At 71.3% G+C, this 16128-nt stretch carries 16 protein-coding genes; 3 read left to right on the top strand and 13 right to left on the bottom strand.

Translation table 11 applies throughout. The features are described 5' to 3' along the window. Nucleotides 1–12 precede the first annotated feature (12 nt). From AC3ZJJ_RS17580 to AC3ZJJ_RS17555, 6 genes are all read right to left on the bottom strand, one after another. Nucleotides 13–981 (bottom strand): zinc-binding dehydrogenase, encoded by a 969-nt coding sequence (locus tag AC3ZJJ_RS17580; RefSeq protein WP_489893112.1) that lies wholly within the window; start codon nt 979–981, stop codon nt 13–15. Nucleotides 982–1205: 224 nt separating this feature from the next. Then, the gene (locus AC3ZJJ_RS17575; RefSeq protein ID WP_489893111.1) at nt 1206–2255 is read right to left on the bottom strand and encodes a sulfate/molybdate ABC transporter ATP-binding protein; all 1050 of its coding nucleotides are present in this window, start codon (nt 2253–2255) and stop codon (nt 1206–1208) included. Then, a complete protein-coding gene (locus AC3ZJJ_RS17570) occupies nt 2252–3067 on the bottom strand; it encodes an ABC transporter permease (RefSeq protein ID WP_489893110.1) in 816 nt (271 codons plus the stop codon). Before AC3ZJJ_RS17570 ends, AC3ZJJ_RS17575 begins: the two co-directional genes overlap by 4 nt. Next, entirely contained in the window at nt 3064–3837 is a 774-nt protein-coding gene (gene modA, locus AC3ZJJ_RS17565; protein WP_489895893.1) for a molybdate ABC transporter substrate-binding protein, read from the bottom strand. Before modA ends, AC3ZJJ_RS17570 begins: the two co-directional genes overlap by 4 nt. A 41-nt stretch (nt 3838–3878) precedes the next feature. Further along, entirely contained in the window at nt 3879–4289 is a 411-nt protein-coding gene (locus AC3ZJJ_RS17560) for a TOBE domain-containing protein (RefSeq protein ID WP_489893109.1), read from the bottom strand. A 120-nt stretch (nt 4290–4409) separates the two neighbouring features. Then, nucleotides 4410–4997: a helix-turn-helix domain-containing protein gene (locus AC3ZJJ_RS17555; RefSeq protein ID WP_489893108.1), complete on the bottom strand. Its 588-nt coding sequence runs from the start codon at nt 4995–4997 to the stop codon at nt 4410–4412. Nucleotides 4998–5149: 152 nt separating this feature from the next. On the opposite strand from AC3ZJJ_RS17555, the gene AC3ZJJ_RS17550 reads away from it, so the two are divergent. Then, the gene (locus AC3ZJJ_RS17550; RefSeq protein ID WP_489893107.1) at nt 5150–5962 is read left to right on the top strand and encodes an IclR family transcriptional regulator; all 813 of its coding nucleotides are present in this window, start codon (nt 5150–5152) and stop codon (nt 5960–5962) included. Here the strand turns inward: AC3ZJJ_RS17550 and AC3ZJJ_RS17545 are convergent. From AC3ZJJ_RS17545 to AC3ZJJ_RS17515, 7 genes are all read right to left on the bottom strand, one after another. Then, nucleotides 5959–6423 carry a hypothetical protein gene (locus tag AC3ZJJ_RS17545; RefSeq protein ID WP_489893106.1) on the bottom strand — a complete coding sequence of 155 codons (465 nt, stop codon included), beginning with the start codon at nt 6421–6423 and terminating at the stop codon, nt 5959–5961. The two genes, AC3ZJJ_RS17550 and AC3ZJJ_RS17545, sit on opposite strands and share 4 nt — an antisense overlap. A 2-nt stretch (nt 6424–6425) precedes the next feature. Continuing rightward, a complete protein-coding gene (locus AC3ZJJ_RS17540; protein WP_489893105.1) occupies nt 6426–8006 on the bottom strand; it encodes an AMP-binding protein in 1581 nt (526 codons plus the stop codon). After that, complete coding sequence (hcaB, locus tag AC3ZJJ_RS17535; protein ID WP_489893104.1) at nt 8003–8854, bottom strand: 3-(cis-5,6-dihydroxycyclohexa-1,3-dien-1-yl)propanoate dehydrogenase; 852 nt, start codon at nt 8852–8854, stop codon at nt 8003–8005. Before hcaB ends, AC3ZJJ_RS17540 begins: the two co-directional genes overlap by 4 nt. An 86-nt stretch (nt 8855–8940) precedes the next feature. Beyond that, entirely contained in the window at nt 8941–9507 is a 567-nt protein-coding gene (locus tag AC3ZJJ_RS17530) for an aromatic-ring-hydroxylating dioxygenase subunit beta (protein ID WP_489893103.1), read from the bottom strand. A gap of 28 nt (nt 9508–9535) precedes the next feature. Next, nucleotides 9536–10747, bottom strand: a complete 1212-nt coding sequence (locus AC3ZJJ_RS17525; RefSeq protein WP_489893102.1) for an NAD(P)/FAD-dependent oxidoreductase — start codon at nt 10745–10747, stop codon at nt 9536–9538. A 60-nt stretch (nt 10748–10807) separates the two neighbouring features. Then, nucleotides 10808–11155 carry a non-heme iron oxygenase ferredoxin subunit gene (locus tag AC3ZJJ_RS17520; protein ID WP_489893101.1) on the bottom strand — a complete coding sequence of 116 codons (348 nt, stop codon included), beginning with the start codon at nt 11153–11155 and terminating at the stop codon, nt 10808–10810. Between the two features lie 30 nt (nt 11156–11185). Further along, nucleotides 11186–12535, bottom strand: a complete 1350-nt coding sequence (locus tag AC3ZJJ_RS17515; RefSeq protein WP_489893100.1) for an aromatic ring-hydroxylating oxygenase subunit alpha — start codon at nt 12533–12535, stop codon at nt 11186–11188. A gap of 403 nt (nt 12536–12938) precedes the next feature. Here AC3ZJJ_RS17515 and AC3ZJJ_RS17510 point away from each other — a divergent pair, with 403 nt between their 5' ends. Together AC3ZJJ_RS17510 and AC3ZJJ_RS17505 are read left to right on the top strand one after the other, a co-directional pair. After that, nucleotides 12939–15572 (top strand): winged helix-turn-helix domain-containing protein, encoded by a 2634-nt coding sequence (locus AC3ZJJ_RS17510; RefSeq protein WP_489893099.1) that lies wholly within the window; start codon nt 12939–12941, stop codon nt 15570–15572. A gap of 77 nt (nt 15573–15649) precedes the next feature. Continuing rightward, nucleotides 15650–16060: a hypothetical protein gene (locus tag AC3ZJJ_RS17505; protein WP_489893098.1), complete on the top strand. Its 411-nt coding sequence runs from the start codon at nt 15650–15652 to the stop codon at nt 16058–16060. Nucleotides 16061–16128 lie beyond the last annotated feature (68 nt).

Genomic DNA, 16128 nt, shown 5'->3' with positions numbered 1-16128 from the left:
CTTGGCGGAGCGCTACATGGTCACAACGATCTTGCCCGCCGCTTCGCCGTCGATCATGGCCCGGAGACCCTCGTGGATGCGGGCCAGCGGCAACGTGCGGTCGATCCTCGGGCGCAGCCCGGTTGCCTCCAGCATCCGGAGCATCGCCACCATCTCGTGGCGCGTCGATCCGGTGGAGCCGAGGATGCGCAGCTGCTGGTAGAAGATTCGGCCCAGGTCCGCCTCGGGGCTGGTGCCGCTGGTGGTCCCCGCGATGACGATCGCGCCGCCCGGGCGCAGGCAGCGCAGCGAATGCGCCCACGTGGCCTCGCCGACGGTCTCGATGACGACGTCGACGCGCTGCGGCAGGCGCTCGCCGGTCGCGAAGGCCTCATGCGCGCCCAGCTCGAGCGCCAGCCGGCGCTTGTCCTCGGTGCGGCTGGTCGCGTAGACGGTGGCGCCGGCCGCGGAGGCCAGGGCGATGGCGGCGCCGGCCACTCCCCCTCCGGCGCCCTGGACCAGGACGCGGTCGCCGGCCTTGATCGCCGCCTGGGTGAAGAGCATGCGGTACGCGGTGGACCACGCGACCGGCAGGCAGGCGGCCTCCTCGAAGGTGAGGTGCTCCGGCTTGTCCACAACGCAGCGGTCCGGGACCACGATGTATTCGGCGAATCCGCCGTTGTGCCGCTCCGAGAGCAGTGCCCGGTCCGGATCCAGCGTCTCGTCCCCGAACCCGGCGTCGGGATCGGCGATCACGGGATAGACCACCACCTCGCGGCCGTCGTCCGTGACGCCCGCGACGTCGCAGCCCAGGACGATGGGAATGTTCTTGGGATCGTGCCCCACCCCGCGCAGCGTCCACACGTCGTGCATGTTCAGGGACGAGGCGCGCACCTTCACCCGTGTCCAGCCCGGCCCGGGCACGGGGGTGGGAACATCCTTGAGTTCCAGGCAGGACAGCGGATCGTGGGGGTTCTGCGAGACGGCAACGGCGGCGAGCATTCGGTGGGGCTCCTGGGATGTGGGTGGGCGGCCGCGGGCGTTCCGGCGGGCATGGGCACTGGAAGCAGTCTGCCGAACGTGCGTCGCCGGATCGACACCGTGTTCCGCCTGTCGGCATCCGGACCACGTACGAGGCAGGGAAGCCGGTGCGCTTCCCGCTCCGGACGCTGGACGCCATCGACGTGCCCTGCCAGGAGGCGGAGCCCGGCAAGCCTCGTGACGACCTAGGCCGGGTAGATGGCGACGGCGGCGGCCTTGACCACAAAGTAGACGTCCATGCCCGGTGCCAAAGCGAGGTCCGCCGACGAGGCCGGCGTGATGTCCGCCGAAAGTCCCCCACCGCGGACCCGGATCTGGTCACCGTGTGGTTCGAGATCCGTGATGCGGACCCGGAAGGAGTTCCGCGGGCTCCCGTGCTCCTCGGCGAGGAACACGGACACGGCCGATGGAGGGAAGACCGCAACTCCGTCCCGCCCGCCCGGGACCTCGTCGTCCTGGCGGCCCGCGACGAACCTCCCGTCGGCGGTGGCGACCCCGCCGTCGCCGACCGTGCCGGCCATCAGGTTCAGGCCCGCGAGCCCAGCGGCGAAGCGGCTGCGCGGCCGCTCGAGGACCGCGCGCGTGGGACCCTGCTCGACCACGCGGCCGTCCTCCACCACGATCACCCGGTCCGCCAGCATCAGGGCGTCCAGGACGTCGTGGGTGACGATGATGGCCCGCCGCCCGGCCAAGACGCGCTTGAGGAGCCGGCGGAGCAGGGGCGCCGCGTGGATGTCGAGCGCCGCCATTGGTTCGTCCAGCAGCAGCAGCTCGGGGTCGGCGGCGAGCGCGCGCGCGACGGCGACGCGCTGCGCCTGGCCGCCGGAGAGCTCCCCGGGTCTCCGTGCGGACAAGGATTCGGCGTCGACCTCCGCCAACCACCGCCGCGCCGTGTCCCTGGCCCCGGCCGCGGACTCGCCGGCGCTTCGGGGCCCGAAGGCGACGTTGTCCAGGGCGCTGAGGTGCGGGAAAAGAAGCGGCTCCTGCGCCAGCAGCGCCGTTCCTCTGGCATGCGGGGCCAACCACTGGGGCCTGCCGCCCTGGAGATCGAAGAGAACCCGTTCTCCGATGGCTGCGCTGCCCGTGTCCGGCCGGAGCAGCCCGGCGATGATCGCGAGCAGCGTGGACTTTCCGGCGCCGTTGGGTCCGAGGATCGCGATGGTCTCGGATTCTCCGACGCTGAGGGAGACGTCCAGACGGCGGGCCGCCAGGGTGGCCTCCAGGTGGAACGTCACGGTGCCGCCCTTTCCGGCGCCGCGGCGGGTCTCCGGTACGCGAGCCCAACGACGGCGACGGCCACCGCGACGAGGACGAGGGAGAGGGCGACGGCGGCGTCCGCGTCGGTTTCGCGCTGCAGGTAGATTTCCAGCGGGAGGGTCCGGGTCACGCCCTGCAGGCTGCCGGCGAAGGTCAGGGTCGCGCCGAACTCGCCGAGACTGCGCGCGAAGGACAGCACGGCCCCGGAGGCCAGCCCGGGCAGGACGAGCGGCAGCGTCACGCGCCGCAGCACGGTGGTGGGGCGGGCCCCGAGCGTCGCGGCGACGGCCTCGTACTTGTTGCCGGCGGTGCGCAGCGCACCTTCGAGGCTGACCACGAGGAAGGGCAGCGCCACAAAGGTCTGGGCGAGGACGACGGCGGTGGTGGAGAACGCGATCTGGATTCCGGCGAGTTCTAGGTGCCTGCCCAGCAGGCCTTGGCGTCCGAAGGTGTAGAGCAGGGCGATGCCGCCCACGACCGGCGGCAGCACCAGTGGCAGCAGGACGAAGGCCCGGAGCAGGCGCTGGCCGGGAAACGGTCCCCGCGCGAGGACCAGCGCCAGCGGCACGCCGAACGCGACGCAGAAGGCCGTGCTGCAGGCGGACGTGCGCAGGCTCAGTCCCAGCGCCGTCAGCGCGGCGTCGGAGGTGACCAGCGGGACGAACTGCGACCAGTTGACCTTGGCCAGCATGGCGACGAGCGGCAGCAGGACAATAAGCGCGCCGGCCGCGGCGATGTAATAGATCCAGGACGGGATGCCGGTGTAACCCGTGCCGGTGCGTCGGTTCAAGGCGCCCCTCGGGGCGTGCCGAATCCGGCGTCGTTCAGCACTTTCCGCCCCTCGGGACCGGTCACCAGGTCGACGAACGCCCTCGCCGCGGCCTTGTTCCTGCTGGTGCCCACGGTGGCCAGCGGGTAGGTGTTGACGGCTTGGCCCGCCTCGGCGAACGGAATGCCCAGCGCCTTGCCGGCGGCCGCCTCGACGTCCGTGACGTAGACCAGCCCGGCGTCGGCCTCGCCGGAGACGACCTTCCCGAGGACATCGGTTACCGAAGACTCCTCGCTGACGGGCGCCAGCGTGGTGCCGGCCGCCTTCTCCACGGCTTCCGTCGCGGCGCCGCACGGCACCTGGGGTGCGCAGACGACGACCTTGACGCCCGGGGCGGCCAGGTCGGCAAAGGCCCCGATCGACGCCGGGTTCGACGGGGGGACGGCGATCTGGAGGACGTTCGTGGCGAAGTCCGTGGCGGCGCCGTCGATCAGCTGAGCGTCGGCGAGCTTGTCCATGTTCGCCACGTCGGCGGACGCGAAGACGTCGGCCGGCGCCCCCTGACTGATCTGCGTGACGAGATCCGAGGATCCGGCGAAGTTCAGCGTCACGTCGGTGCCGGGGTGCCGCGCCTCGAATTCCTCGGCCAGCGCCGTGAACGTGGCCTTGAGCGAGGCGGCGGCGAACACGGTGATGGCGCCCTCGACCCCGGGCTCCCCGTTGTCCGCGCCCGGCGCCGCAGCTCCGCCGGGCGCGTACCCGCCGCAGCCGGCCAGGCCCGCGGCGAGCATTCCGGCCGCCAGGAGCGCCGCCGCCCGTCGTCCGGCCCGCCTCACGGTGCGCCCTTCCCGTGCGGCGTTTCGATCATGACCGTGGTGGCCTTGACGATGGCGGTGGCGACGGAGCCCAGCTCGAGCCCCAGTTCCCGGACCGCCTCGCTGCTCATCAACGACACGACCCGGAACGGCCCGCACTGCAGCTCGACCTGTGCCATCACCTTGTCCTGCGTGATGCCGGTGACGAGCCCAACGAAGCGGTTCCGGGCGGATCGCCCGACCCGGGCGGGGTCGTCGGGAAGATGGGCCTGCTCGCGTGCAAGGTGCGCGAGTTCCAACCCGTCCACGGCCAGCCTCCCGGATTCGTCCTTGCCGGGCGCCAGCGTGCCGTTCTCGGTCCACCGGCGCACGGTGTCGTCGCTTACCCCGAGGAAGCGCGCGGCCTCCGCTATGCGAATCATTGGCATGGCTTCATGGTTCCCTATGTGCGGCGCAAATGGCTAGTTAGAGCCGCACATTCGTAGGAATTGCGCGCCGCGAGGACTCGCCGCCTGCACTCGCCGCTCGGGAATCCGGCGCTCGGCACGTCAGACGGACGCCTCGCCGCCACCCTGATGCGAGAACTGCGGAACCTGGGGCGCCGTGGTCGTCAGGTGTGCCACGGCGGGACCGCCCACCGCGCGGTAGGCGTGGTCGCCATCGCCCGGGAAGCGGAGGAAATCGCCCTCGCCCAGCCTCCGGAGGTCCCCCGCCGGCCCGGCCTCGAGCGTCCCCGAGACGACGTAAAGCTGGTGCAGGGTGCCGAACCCGTGCGCCCGCACCTGGTGCGCCTCCCGCCCCGGCTCCACGCGGATGACGTGCGTCCGGACGTAGCCGGAGCCGTAAATGCGGTCCAGGTCCCGGTGCCGTCCGCCGGGCGCATCCCGCCAGACCGCGTCGGCGGCCGGCGACTCGTGCATCGGCGTCCCCCACTCGGTCAGCAGTCTCGCGACGCCGACGCCCAGGCCGTGCCCGATGCTTTCGAGGGTTTCGACGGTGGGGTTGCCCACGCCGCTTTCCACCTTGGACAGCGTCTGCTTGGAGATGCCGGCGAGCGCGGCCAGATCGCCGAGGGAGAGGTCGCGCTCCACACGGAAGCGGCGGATGTTCCGCGAGACGAGATCGTTCGTTTGCACGTAAGCAAGTGTCACCTATAAGTGACGTTCTGTCATGTTTGACAGTCACCGGGCCGCGCGGGAAACTGGTGGGACCGGCACCGCGTACCGCTGACCGGCACACCAGGGCCCCTGCCGTCGGGCCCGCACATCTCGCCCTGCCGGAGGAAACCATGACCCGCAGCACGCCCGCAGCACGCGACGAACGCACCGCGGTGGACAAGGCCATGTCGCTGCTCAACGCGTTCGGGAACGAGGCGTTCGTCGGGGTGGGCGTCAGCGAACTCGCCCGCCGGGCCTCCCTCTCCAAGTCCACCGCGTTCCGGCTCCTCGCGACACTCCAGAACAACGGCGCGGTGGAGCGGGCGGGCAACGCGTACCGCCTGGGCAAGATGATCCAGGACCTGGGCTCCACCCAGGAGGACGCGCTGCAGGGCCGCATGCGCGACGCGCTCACGCCCTTCCTCGCGGACCTCTACGAGCTCACGAAGCAGACGGTCCACCTCGCGGTTCTCCAGGGCACCGACGTGGTCTACCTCAACAAGCTCTACGGACACCTCCAGGTGCGCAGCCCGTCGCGCATCGGCGGCCGGGCGCCCGCCTACTGCACGGCCGTCGGCAAGGTGCTGCTGGCCTACGACCCCGAGGGCGCGGAACAGGTCGCGAGGTCGGAGATGCTGGCGTGGACCCCCGCCACGATCACGGACCCCGAGGTTTTCAGGCGCGAGCTGCTCGAGATCCGCAGGACCAACCTGGCGTTCGACCGCGAGGAAATCCTGACGGGACTCAACTGCGTCGCGGCGCCGATCTTCGGACCCGACGGCAAGCCCGTCGCCGCCATGTCCGTCTCGGGGCCGGTCGGCAAGTTCGCGCCGGAGTCCCAGGCGACCGTGCTGCGCAAGGTCTGCTACGCGGCGTCGCGGGCCGTGGCGGCGATCAGCGGCCAGCAGCACCCGGCCAAGCGGCGGGTCGCCAAGACGGCCTAGCGCGTGGGGACGTCGTCGATGCGGCGGGACTCCTCGAGGACCCAGTCCGGCTCCGCGACCATCAGGGACACCGCGCGGTCCGGCAGGTCCACGTCGACGACGTAGCGGTAGCCGGCCCGCTCGGCGCGGGCGATCTGCTCCACGTCGTCCTCGGGGGTAGCCACCACCAGGCGGCGGCAGGACGGATCCTCGGCCATAACGCGCTCGGAGACCAGCTGCAGCGCCTCGGCGGGGGCGTCGTCGGACGGCGCGAGCAGCCGGTCCCGGACGGAGGCTGGGTACGCCGCGTCCAGTTCGCTCCCGACCACCAGCGCCACGGAAATGCGGCCGCGGGGCGAACCGTTTTCGGTCACCGCATAGGTCCCGGCGGGGCCCGGCCCGGCCCCGGTCTTCTCGGCCGCCCAGGACCCCGGCAGCGGTTCGGGCCACCTCAGCAGGTCGACCTCGTCGTCGGCGGACATCGCTACCCCTCCCCTTCAACCATCCTGCGGATGGCCGGCTTGTCCAGCTTCCCCGCACCGTTCCGCGGAACGGTGCCGGTCAGCACCAGCCTCTTCGGCAATTTATAGCGCGCCAGGTACGTGGACGTGAAGGTCCGGACCTCCTCGATGTCCGGCACGGTGCCGTCGGCGCAGCTCATGACGGCCACCACGGACTCGCCCCACTTGCTGTCCTCGACCCCCACGACGGCGACATCCAGGACCCCGGGAAACTCCATCAGCGCGCGCTCGACCTCCGCGGGGTAGACGTTCTCCCCGCCCGTGATGATCATGTCCTTGAGCCGGTCCACGATGTAGAAGAACCCGTCGTCGTCCCGGTAGCCGATGTCCCCGGTGCGGAACCAGCCGTCGCGGAAGGCGGCCTCCGTCGCCGCGGGATCGTTCCAGTAGCCCGGCGTGACGTTGGGCCCCCTGACCCACATCTCGCCCGTCGTTCCGGGGGCGGCGACGTCCCGGCCCGCGGCCGGGTCCACGATCTTGACCTCTGTGTACGGCATGGGGATTCCGCAGGACCCGGCCTTCTTGTACGTCAGCTCGGACGGGAGGTAGGTGGCGAACGGCGCGGTCTCCGTCAGGCCCCAGGCCTGCTGGACCGGCACGCCCTTGTGCTCGTACTGCTTCAGCAGCACCGGCGGGACGGGCGCGCCGGCACAGATCAGGGCGCGCAGGCTGGAGATGTCGCGCTGCCCGAACTCGTCGGCCTGCTGCATCGCCGACAGCTGGGCGGGAACCAGGAACGACTGGGACACCCGGTAGTGCTCGATGTCGCGCAGCGTCTGCCGCGGATCGAAGGTGCGGCGGACCACCGTGGTGCCGCCGCGCACCAGCACGCGGATGGTCAGCGCGTTCAGCCCGCCCACGTGGAACAGCGGCGCGACCGCCAGGTTGGTGTCCCCGCGGCGCGTGTCCACCAGGGAGTCCACGTTCACGGAGTTCCACCACAGGTTGCCGAACGTCAGCTGGACGCCCTTGGGCACCCCGGTGGTCCCGGAGGTGAACATCAGGATCGCCAGGTCGTCCTCGAACCGGGGAAGCGCCTCCGGGCGCTCCCCTCCGGCCGTGGCCAGGAGGCCGCTCAGGCGGGTCCAGAACGGCGCGGGCTCGGCCGCGACGGGGACGGCCGGGTCGTTGTCGACGAGCACCAGGACGTGGGCACCGGCGTCGAACCCCTCGTATCCGGCGAGCGCCTCCACCACGTCCTGGTGGCACGGCTCGGTGATCACGACCCTCGGCGCCGACCGCTCCAGGAGGACGCCGACCTCGCGCGGCGCCAGGCGGAAGTTGAGTGGCTCGAACACTCCCCCGAGCCACCAGGAGGCCAGCATGGTGGTGACGAACGTGGCGCTGTTCAGCCCCAGATAGGCGACGCGGTCGCCCTCGACGACGCCGTTGGCCCGCAGCGCCGCGGCCAGCCGGCCGGCCTCGTCCACGAGCTCGGCGTAGGTGAGGCTGCGGTCCTCGTAGACCAGCGCCGTCGCGGCGGGGCCGTACTGTGCCTGCCGGAGCACGCCGGCGACGGGATTGATGTTGATCCGGGCGGTCACAGCTGGTCGCCTCCCGCGGCCCGGGCCCCGAAGCCGCGGACGGCAATCCCGCCGTCCGCCGGGATGATGGCGCCGGTGATGTTTCCGGCGTTTTTCCGCGACCCCAGCAGGACGTAGGAGCCGGTGAAGTCCTCGGGCTCCACGGACGCGTCGTGCAGCGGAATCAGCGGGTTGTCGCCCGTGACCTCGGAGCGGGCGAAGGACGCGGAGATGGACCTCTCGTTCAGCCCGATCGACGCCGGTCCGCGCAGGTCCGTGTTCATGCCGCCCACGGCGACGCCGTTGACGCGCACCTTGGGCGCCAGCTCGTAGGCGAGCTGGTTGACGAGGCCGCGACACGCGAACTTGGACGCGGTGTAGACGGGCCCGCCGCCGGCCGTGTGGAACGACGCGTTGGACAGCGTCATCACGATCGATCCGCGGCTCTTCACCAGCTCCCGCCAGGCCGCCTCGACGGTCAGGAGGTAGCCCTTGACGTTGATGGAGAACAGCTCGTCGAAGGCCTCGGAGAGCTGCCTGCCGTCCAACCGGGTGATGGCGCGGTTGTAGTCCCAGATCCCGGCGTTGGGCACCAGGACGTCCAGCCCGCCGAAGCGCTCGACCGTGCGCCGCACGGCGGCGTGCAGGTCCTCGGTGTCCCGGACGTCGCCGGCGACGGCGAGCATGCGCTCCGGCGCGCCGCTCGCGTCGACCACGGCCTGCAGTTTGGCGGCGTCGCGGCCGAAGATGGCCACGGAGGCGCCCTCCGCCAGGTAGCGCTCGGCCACGGCCCGGCCGATGCCGGAGCCTCCGCCGGTCACCAGGGCGACGTCGCCCTGGAGCCATCCGGCCTGCTGTGTTTCACTCATGTGGACCTCTCTTGGTGCGCGGATCGTCTGGATGCGCCCGCGGGCTTGGCGCCGCGGAGCGTCGGTATGCCGCGGAACCGGCGCGGCTAGAAGAAGGTGCTGAGGTTCTTGGCCTGAAGGACGTTGGCGTCGAAGAGGATCTCCCGCCGCGCGACCCGGAAGCCGCCGTCGGGCTGGACGCGCAGGACGTCCGTTCGGCCACCGGCGTAGATGTCCGTCTCCGTCTGCAGCCGGTTGCGGTAGACCAGGAACGCGCAACGGGCGCTCAGCGTCCCGTCCGCCTGGTGGTGGACGGTGACGTTGGAGATCAGGTGCCGGGTGCGCGATGGCGGATCCTCGGCCCAGGCCATGCCGGAGTCGTAGCGGCGGATGCGCCAGGCCAGGGATTCCTTCGTTTCGTCGAAGTAGGCCGCCTCGCCCCGGCCGCCGATGGACAGGGCCGCCTGGCGGCGGAGCCGGTTGGTGCGCAGCGGGGCCCAGTAGAAGAGGTCGTCGTCGAAGACCTCGAGCCAGTCGGCGAACCGGCCGTCGTCGAGGAGTTCGGCCTCGCGGAAGTAGAACTGCTGGACGCGGTAGGCCAGCTCGGAGTCGGCCAGTCGGCCGTCGGTCCCGGTCGTGTCCTGCCCCGCCGCGGGGGCCACGTTTTCCGTCATGGTGTCAGCTCACGTTTCGTCGGGGGAATCAGCGGGCGAGTTTCTTGAGGTCGACGTCGGGGTCCGCCAGCTTGGCGGGATCCACCAGGATCCGACGGTCGATGATGCGGCGGGCCGCGCGCACCGTCAGGCCACCGTCGATGGCGGCGCAGCCGGCCATGTGGCCCTCCGGATCCAGGCGGAAGCTCGCCAGCGGGACGCCGTCCCGTTCCCGCACCACCACGCTTCCCTCCCCGAGCATGGACCCCACGCCCTCGACGTGCACCCCGTGGCGGTCGGACCAGAACCAGGACGCCCCGTGGGCCGGGAGGTCCTGGCCGAGCAGCGAGGCCGCCGCCGTTGTGCCCGTGTTCATGGCGTGCTCCCAGTGTTCGGCGCGGCGCAGCAGGGTGCCGTCGGGCAGGCGGGTGCGGGACGAGTCCCCGACCGCGTAGACGACGGGGTGGCTGCTGCGCTGGTGGTCGTCGACGAGCGTGCCGTTGTCGATGTCCAGGCCGGCCGAGGCCGCCAGCGCCGTCTCCGGGACGATTCCGATGCCGACCAGGACCAGGTCCGCGTCGATGGTGCCGCCGCCGTCCATCACGATGTGGTGCCCGGCGCCGTCGACCGTGATGGCCGTGGGGATGCCCGTGACCAGGCGGATGCCGCGGTCGGTGTGCATGCGGTGCAGGCGCTCCGCCAGCTCCGGCCCGACGGCCGGGACCAGGGGCGGGTCGATGGGATCGATCAGGGTCACGTCCGCGCCGAAAGTCAGCGCCGAGGACGCGGTCTCGGCGCCGATCAGGCCGGCCCCGACGATCGCGAGCCTGACGCCGGGCTTCAGCAGGCCGCGTAGCCTGTCGGCGTCGGCGCGGTTGCGGAGTTCCAGCACGGAGTCGAGGTCGCCGCCCGGGATGTCCAGCCGGCGGGCCGCGCCGCCGGTGGCCAGGACGATCCGGTCCGCGGTGATTTCGCGGCCGTCCTCCAGGACCACAACCCCCGAGTCGGGGCGAAGCGCCACGGCCCGGCCGGTGACGACCGTGACGTTGCGCTCCTCGAACCAGCCGGCGTCGGACAGCAGGATCTGCTCGGAGGTCCGGCTGCCCAGGAGGTAGTCCTTGCTCAGCGGCGGGCGGTCGTAGGGCAGCCCCTCCGGGTCGACGATGGTCAGTTGGCCGCCGAAGCCCCGGGAGCGCAGCTCCTTGGCCGTGGTGAAGCCCGCCATCCCACCACCAACGATGATGACTGATTCAAGCGACATGGGTAGTTTCCTTGCGGTTTGGTGGGGCGGTGGCGTGGACGGGGTGGAGCGTGGCCGGGACTAGGCCTGGGCCGCGACCGGGCAGTTGGGGTAGAGCATGACGGCGCCGTCCTCGACGACCACCTTGTGGGTGCGGGCGGCAATGGTGGCCGGCATGCAGAGCGCCTCGCCGGACTTGAGGCAGAACTTCGCGGAGTGCACTGGGCACTCGACCTCGGTGCCCTCGATCCACCCGTCGGCCAGCGAAGCCGTCTCGTGGGTGCACTCGTCGTTCAGGGCGTAGAAGTTGCCGTCCTCGGCGTGGAACACCGCAATGTCCTCGCCGGTTCCGTTCTCGTCGCCCGGCACAACTTTGGCCTCGCCCTCGTCGATGTCGTCGACGCTGCCCAGGTTGATTGCTTCGCTCATGGTGGTTCTCCTTGGAGGAATGGTTGGTGGTTACTTGCCGGTGCCCTCGTGCCAGGCCGGCTCGTTCATCAGGTTGGCCCAGTGCTGATAGAAGGAGCGACCGGCCGCGTCGGAGTATAGCTCCGACGTCTGGCCAGGATAAACGCCGTCCTCGCGCTCGCTGCCGATGCCCATCTGGAAATTCAGCGGCACGCTGTTGGTCACGAAGCCGTGCGAGATCGCCTGGACCTCGGACCAGTTCTCGCCGTCGTCCGCCTCGAAGATGCCCGAGGGGCCGAACGTGCGCAGGTTGTAGAGGCGCTGCGCGTCCTTGACCTCCTCCGGCATGGACTTGTCCACCAGGATCCATGCCCAGACCTCGATCTTGTCCGGGCCCTTGGGGTGCCAGACGCGGATGGACCCGTTGACCGGGAGGTAGGAAAAGTTCGGGAACACGGTCGCGTGGCCGGTGGTCATCGGCCCCTCGACGGCGGCGTCGCCCAGTCGCTCGCGCAGCGCCGGATAGTCGTAGTACTCGTGCACGGGGCCGGCGTCGAACCGCGACTTGGGGTGGGTCGGGAAGCCGGCGCCGTGGCCGTTGGGCGCCACGAACTGGCGGCCGGGGGTGGCCACGATGTCCGCCTTGGGGCCGCGGCCGGTGGGCGACATGACCATGAGCGCGGACGCGTGGGACATGTTGACGTGGTACCAGTCGGTGGCGAACTGCTCGGCGGCAAGCTTCCAGTTGCCCTCCAGCTCCCACTTCATCACGCCGCCCATGACCTCCGTTCCCTCCGGGTCGCGGTCCAGCATGGCGTCCATGTAGTAGCGCATGTCCCCCAGCGTCTCCTCGAGGGGTTCGGCGTTGGGGTCCCAGTTGCCGAAGATCAGCCCCTTGTAGACCGCCAGGCCGGGCACCTCGATGAGGCTCCAGTCCTTGCGGTCGAAGTCCTCCGGGTAGGCCTTCTCGTTGGGCACGGTCTGGAGGGCGCCGGCCAGGTCGAAGGACCAGCCGTGGTACGTGCACGTGAACATCTTGGTGGCGCCCGCGTCCGCCCGGCACAGCCGGACACCGCGGTGGCGGCAGGAGTTCAGGTACGCGCGGACCGTCCTGGACTTGTCCATCGTGACGATGACGGGGTCCTCACCCATGAACGTGGTGAAGAAGTCGCCGGGCTTCTTGAATTGGCTCTCGTGGGCCAGGAAGAGCCAGCTGCGGGCGAAGACGCGGCGCATTTCCTGGCCGTAGATGCCCTGGTCCGTGTAGATCGAGCGGTCGATCATGCCGCCGTCGGCGTCGACGAGCGTGGAGACGTCCACGTTGGCGGTCATGGCCGCGGGGCGCGGCATGCGCCCAATGGCCGGGTTGGCCTTCGACGGGCAGGAATCCGTGGTGCTCATCTGGAACATTCCTTCTGACGGGGACGATTGGCCGCGCCGCGTGGCGCCGTTTTTCGGGTGCTGTGGATCAATCACACACCCGCCGCGACCCGAAGGCCAACAAGCGTTCCGAACACTAGGACGGGGCCGTTTGTCAAGGCCCGTGCGGCCGTCGCCGTCGGCCGGTTCCGGCGCCGCCGGCGCCGGTCCGGGAGGCCGCCGCAGGCTCACCCGCAGGGGGTGATTCCCCCGGCGGCCGGCGGGCCGATGCCGGCGCGCACACCGTTCTCGCCGCACCGTGGAAGGCAACGGGGGTGTGGCCGGGGCCCCGCCAAGGGCCGCCCGCGGCGGCCGCCCACGGGACGCCCGCGTTGGCATCGCCCCTATCGGGTGATTCCACGACCGGCGGTCTTACACTGGGCGCGTGGACTACCTGGGCCCCAGCCGCTCCGACCCGCAGCAGCCGCTCCAGCCACCGGCGGTTTCCCCCAGGCCGTTGGACCCGTTGCCGCGACCGCTGCTGCTGTCCCGGCTGGAGCGCGCGCCCGGTCCGGTTCTTGTCGCCGCCCCGGCCGGCTTCGGAAAAACGACCCTTCTGCGGCAGTTCTCCGGCGGGAGCCCCGACGGATTCGTGTGGGTCCGCAAGGATCCGCAGACCCAACAAACGCTGGCGCAGGCCCTCGTCGAGGGCCTGCGCCGCTGTCCGACCATTCCCGGCGGCACGGTGGCGCGGATGTCCGCGCACCGGGACGACCCCCCGGAAGCCCTGCGGATCCTGGCCGATCGTCTGGGCGGCGCCAACGTCGGCATTCGCCTCGTTGTTGACGGCGTCGACGACTTCGCGGACGCCGAACGCGACCGGTGGCTTGCGGCGCTCATCGGCCAGGACGGGGCGCTTATCCAATTGCTCATGGCCACGCGGGACAGCTCGATCGTCGATGCCGGCCCCGCCCGGCTCGAGGGCCGCATCCTGGAGTTGCTGGCGGACGACCTCGCCTTCACCTATGACGAAACCGCGGCCCTGGCCTCCCGCGCCTCCCCGAACGTAGTCCCCCGCCATCTGCACGAGGTGCAGCGGCAGACGGGCGGCTGGCCGGCGTGCGTCGCCCTGACACTGCGTTCGCTGGACGAGTCCGGGGATGCGGATGCGGCCGCGGGAGATCCGGCCGCCAACGTCAGGGAACTTTCCGACTATCTGGTCCGGGCGGTGCTGCCCTCCCTTTCGGCGGAGGAGGCCCACGTGCTCGCCAGCACCAGCGTCTGCCGGACGGTCGTGGCGGCCCAGGCCAACGCCCTTTCCGGGCGGATGGATGCCGGTGGCATCCTGTCCGGGCTTGCCGGGGACCGCGGGCTCGTGGAGTTCGCGGGCCGGGGGCGGACCGCCTTCCGCGTCCGTCCCGTCCTTCGCGGGTATTTCCGGGCCGAGCTGGAGCGCAAGGAACCCGACGAGCTGCGCCGCCTGCACGCAGCCGCGGCCGACTGGCACGAAGCCGCCGGCCAGCCCATGCCCACGCTCCGGCACGCGATGAAAGCGGATGCGGGCCGGCGCGTGGCTTCCCTGCTGCAGCGTGACGGCGCGACCCTTCTCAGCTTGGGCGGCATCGGCGTGGTCCGCCGGGCACTCGCGGACCTGACCGACACCGCCGTGGTGTTGAACCCGAAATTGAGCTTGGTCGCCGCGCTGGCGAACGTGGAGAAACGGCAGCCGGTCACGGCGGCCCGCTATCTGGCCGCGGCCGAACGGAGCTGGCCCGTCCGCCCGGGGCGCGACCTGATGGAGCTTCGGGCGCTGGCGAGGGCCCGGCTCCTGTGGTTCACCGATGGATGGGAGGACCCGCTCCCGCTGCGGGAAATCGAGGACGCCGCCCTTCCCGCGTCGGCGCACCCGGGCGTTCGCATCGAGGCAATGATGGTCGGCGTCACGGCCGCCCTCGCCCACGGGGAATACCCGGCCGCCGAACACGAGGCCAGGACGGCGCTGGCCGAGGCGAACGAGTCCGGCAACGCGTACCTCGCGGGCAAGATCCTGCTGAAGATGGCGGGTGCTTCCTCGATGCAGGGCCGCATGCGCCGGTCCCTCCGCCTGCTCGAGCAGGCGGAGCAGCGGCTGCCCAGCCAAGCTTGGGCAACAGGGCCGGGCCGGTCGGCCGGTTCCCTGATGCGCGCCGCGGCGGCGATGCTGCGCTCCGAGCCCGCGACGGCCTTGGCCTTGGCCCGGGACGGGACGGCCGACCTCGGGCAGCTCGGATCCGCCTCCGAGGGATTGGGCGCGGCCATGCGGTCCACCGTGGAGATCGTCGAAGCGTGCGCCCGGTTTGATCTGGGCGGCGGGCAGGGCGCCCTCGACGCCATGCGGCGCGCCAGGACCCGCATGGGCGGGGACCACATGTTCGCCCTGTCGCTCTCCGCCTGGATGGCCGTCTCCGAATACACGGCCGCACTCGCCCACGGACGCACCGAACGGGCGCGCGAGGTCCTGGACTGGGCGGAGGAACGCCTTCCGGGAACGGGTGAGCTCTGCGTGCTCCGGGCCCTGGGGCCCGGCGCCGCCGGGCGCTTGGACACTGCCGCGGAGCGGCTTCGCCCGGTACACGACGGGACGGCGGTGCCCCTGCTGGCCTGGACCTGGCTGCACGTGGCCATCATCGAATGTTCCCTGGCCCTCGGCGCCGGGCGACGCTCGCTGGCGTTCCAGCGCCTGGAGTGGGCGCTCCGTCTGGCGGACCGGCTGGACGTGCTGAGGCCGCTGGCCAACGCGCCGCAGGAGGTCATCGACCTCCTGGCGCAGCGCGCGTGCGCCCACGGGCCGCGCGAGGCCCTGGCGATGCTCGTGCTGGCCCGCCATCCGGGCGCGGCGCCCGCAGAGAAGTTGACGCCCCGCCAACACGAGGTCCTGACCCTGCTTCCCTCCCACCTGTCCCTGGAGCAGATTTCCCACGAGCTGCAACTGTCGGTGAACACGGTGAAGACGCACGTCCGCATCCTCTACTCCAAGCTGGGGGCGACCTCGAGGCACGACGCCGTCGCCGCGGCCTACAAGTTCGGACACCTGCCGTAGGCGGGGCCGGGACGATCCACCGCCATTCACCCCATTGGGATGATCCGCCCGTGCGCCCGCGGTCCTAACCTGAGCAGATGAGACGACTTGCGCTTCCGGCGGTCGCATCGAGCGCCGTCATCCTGTTCGCCTTGGCGGGCTGCGCGGGCTCCCCGCCCGATTCCGGCGCCACGGCGACTGTCACCGCGACGGTTACCGCCACGCCCTCCGCCGGCGCGGACGTCCTCAGCGGTTTCCTGTGCGCGGCGGACGACGGCGGCGTGTGGCGGGGCAAGGCGCTCCTGACCAACGTCGGCGCCGCCACCAACACGTACACCGTCCGCTTCTCGGTGGTGGGCGGCCCCAATGCGGACGTCCACGGGATGAAGCAGGACACGTTCACGCTGGCCGCGGGGGATTCGGTCGACGTCGCGTTCGCCGGGATCTACACGGGCGAGCAACGCGGGCTCCGATGTGTGCCCCACGTGACCGCGCAGCCGTCGGGCTAGCGCGCGCCCATCGTGTTCGTCGGGAGGAGGACAAGTTGCTTGTCGGCCCGCCCTGGTGGACGCCCGTC

Source organism: Arthrobacter sp. AOP29-A2-19 (assembly GCF_058138025.1).
The sequence above is the reverse complement of the archived record's forward strand: the minus strand, read 5'-3'. Positions and strand labels throughout refer to the sequence as shown.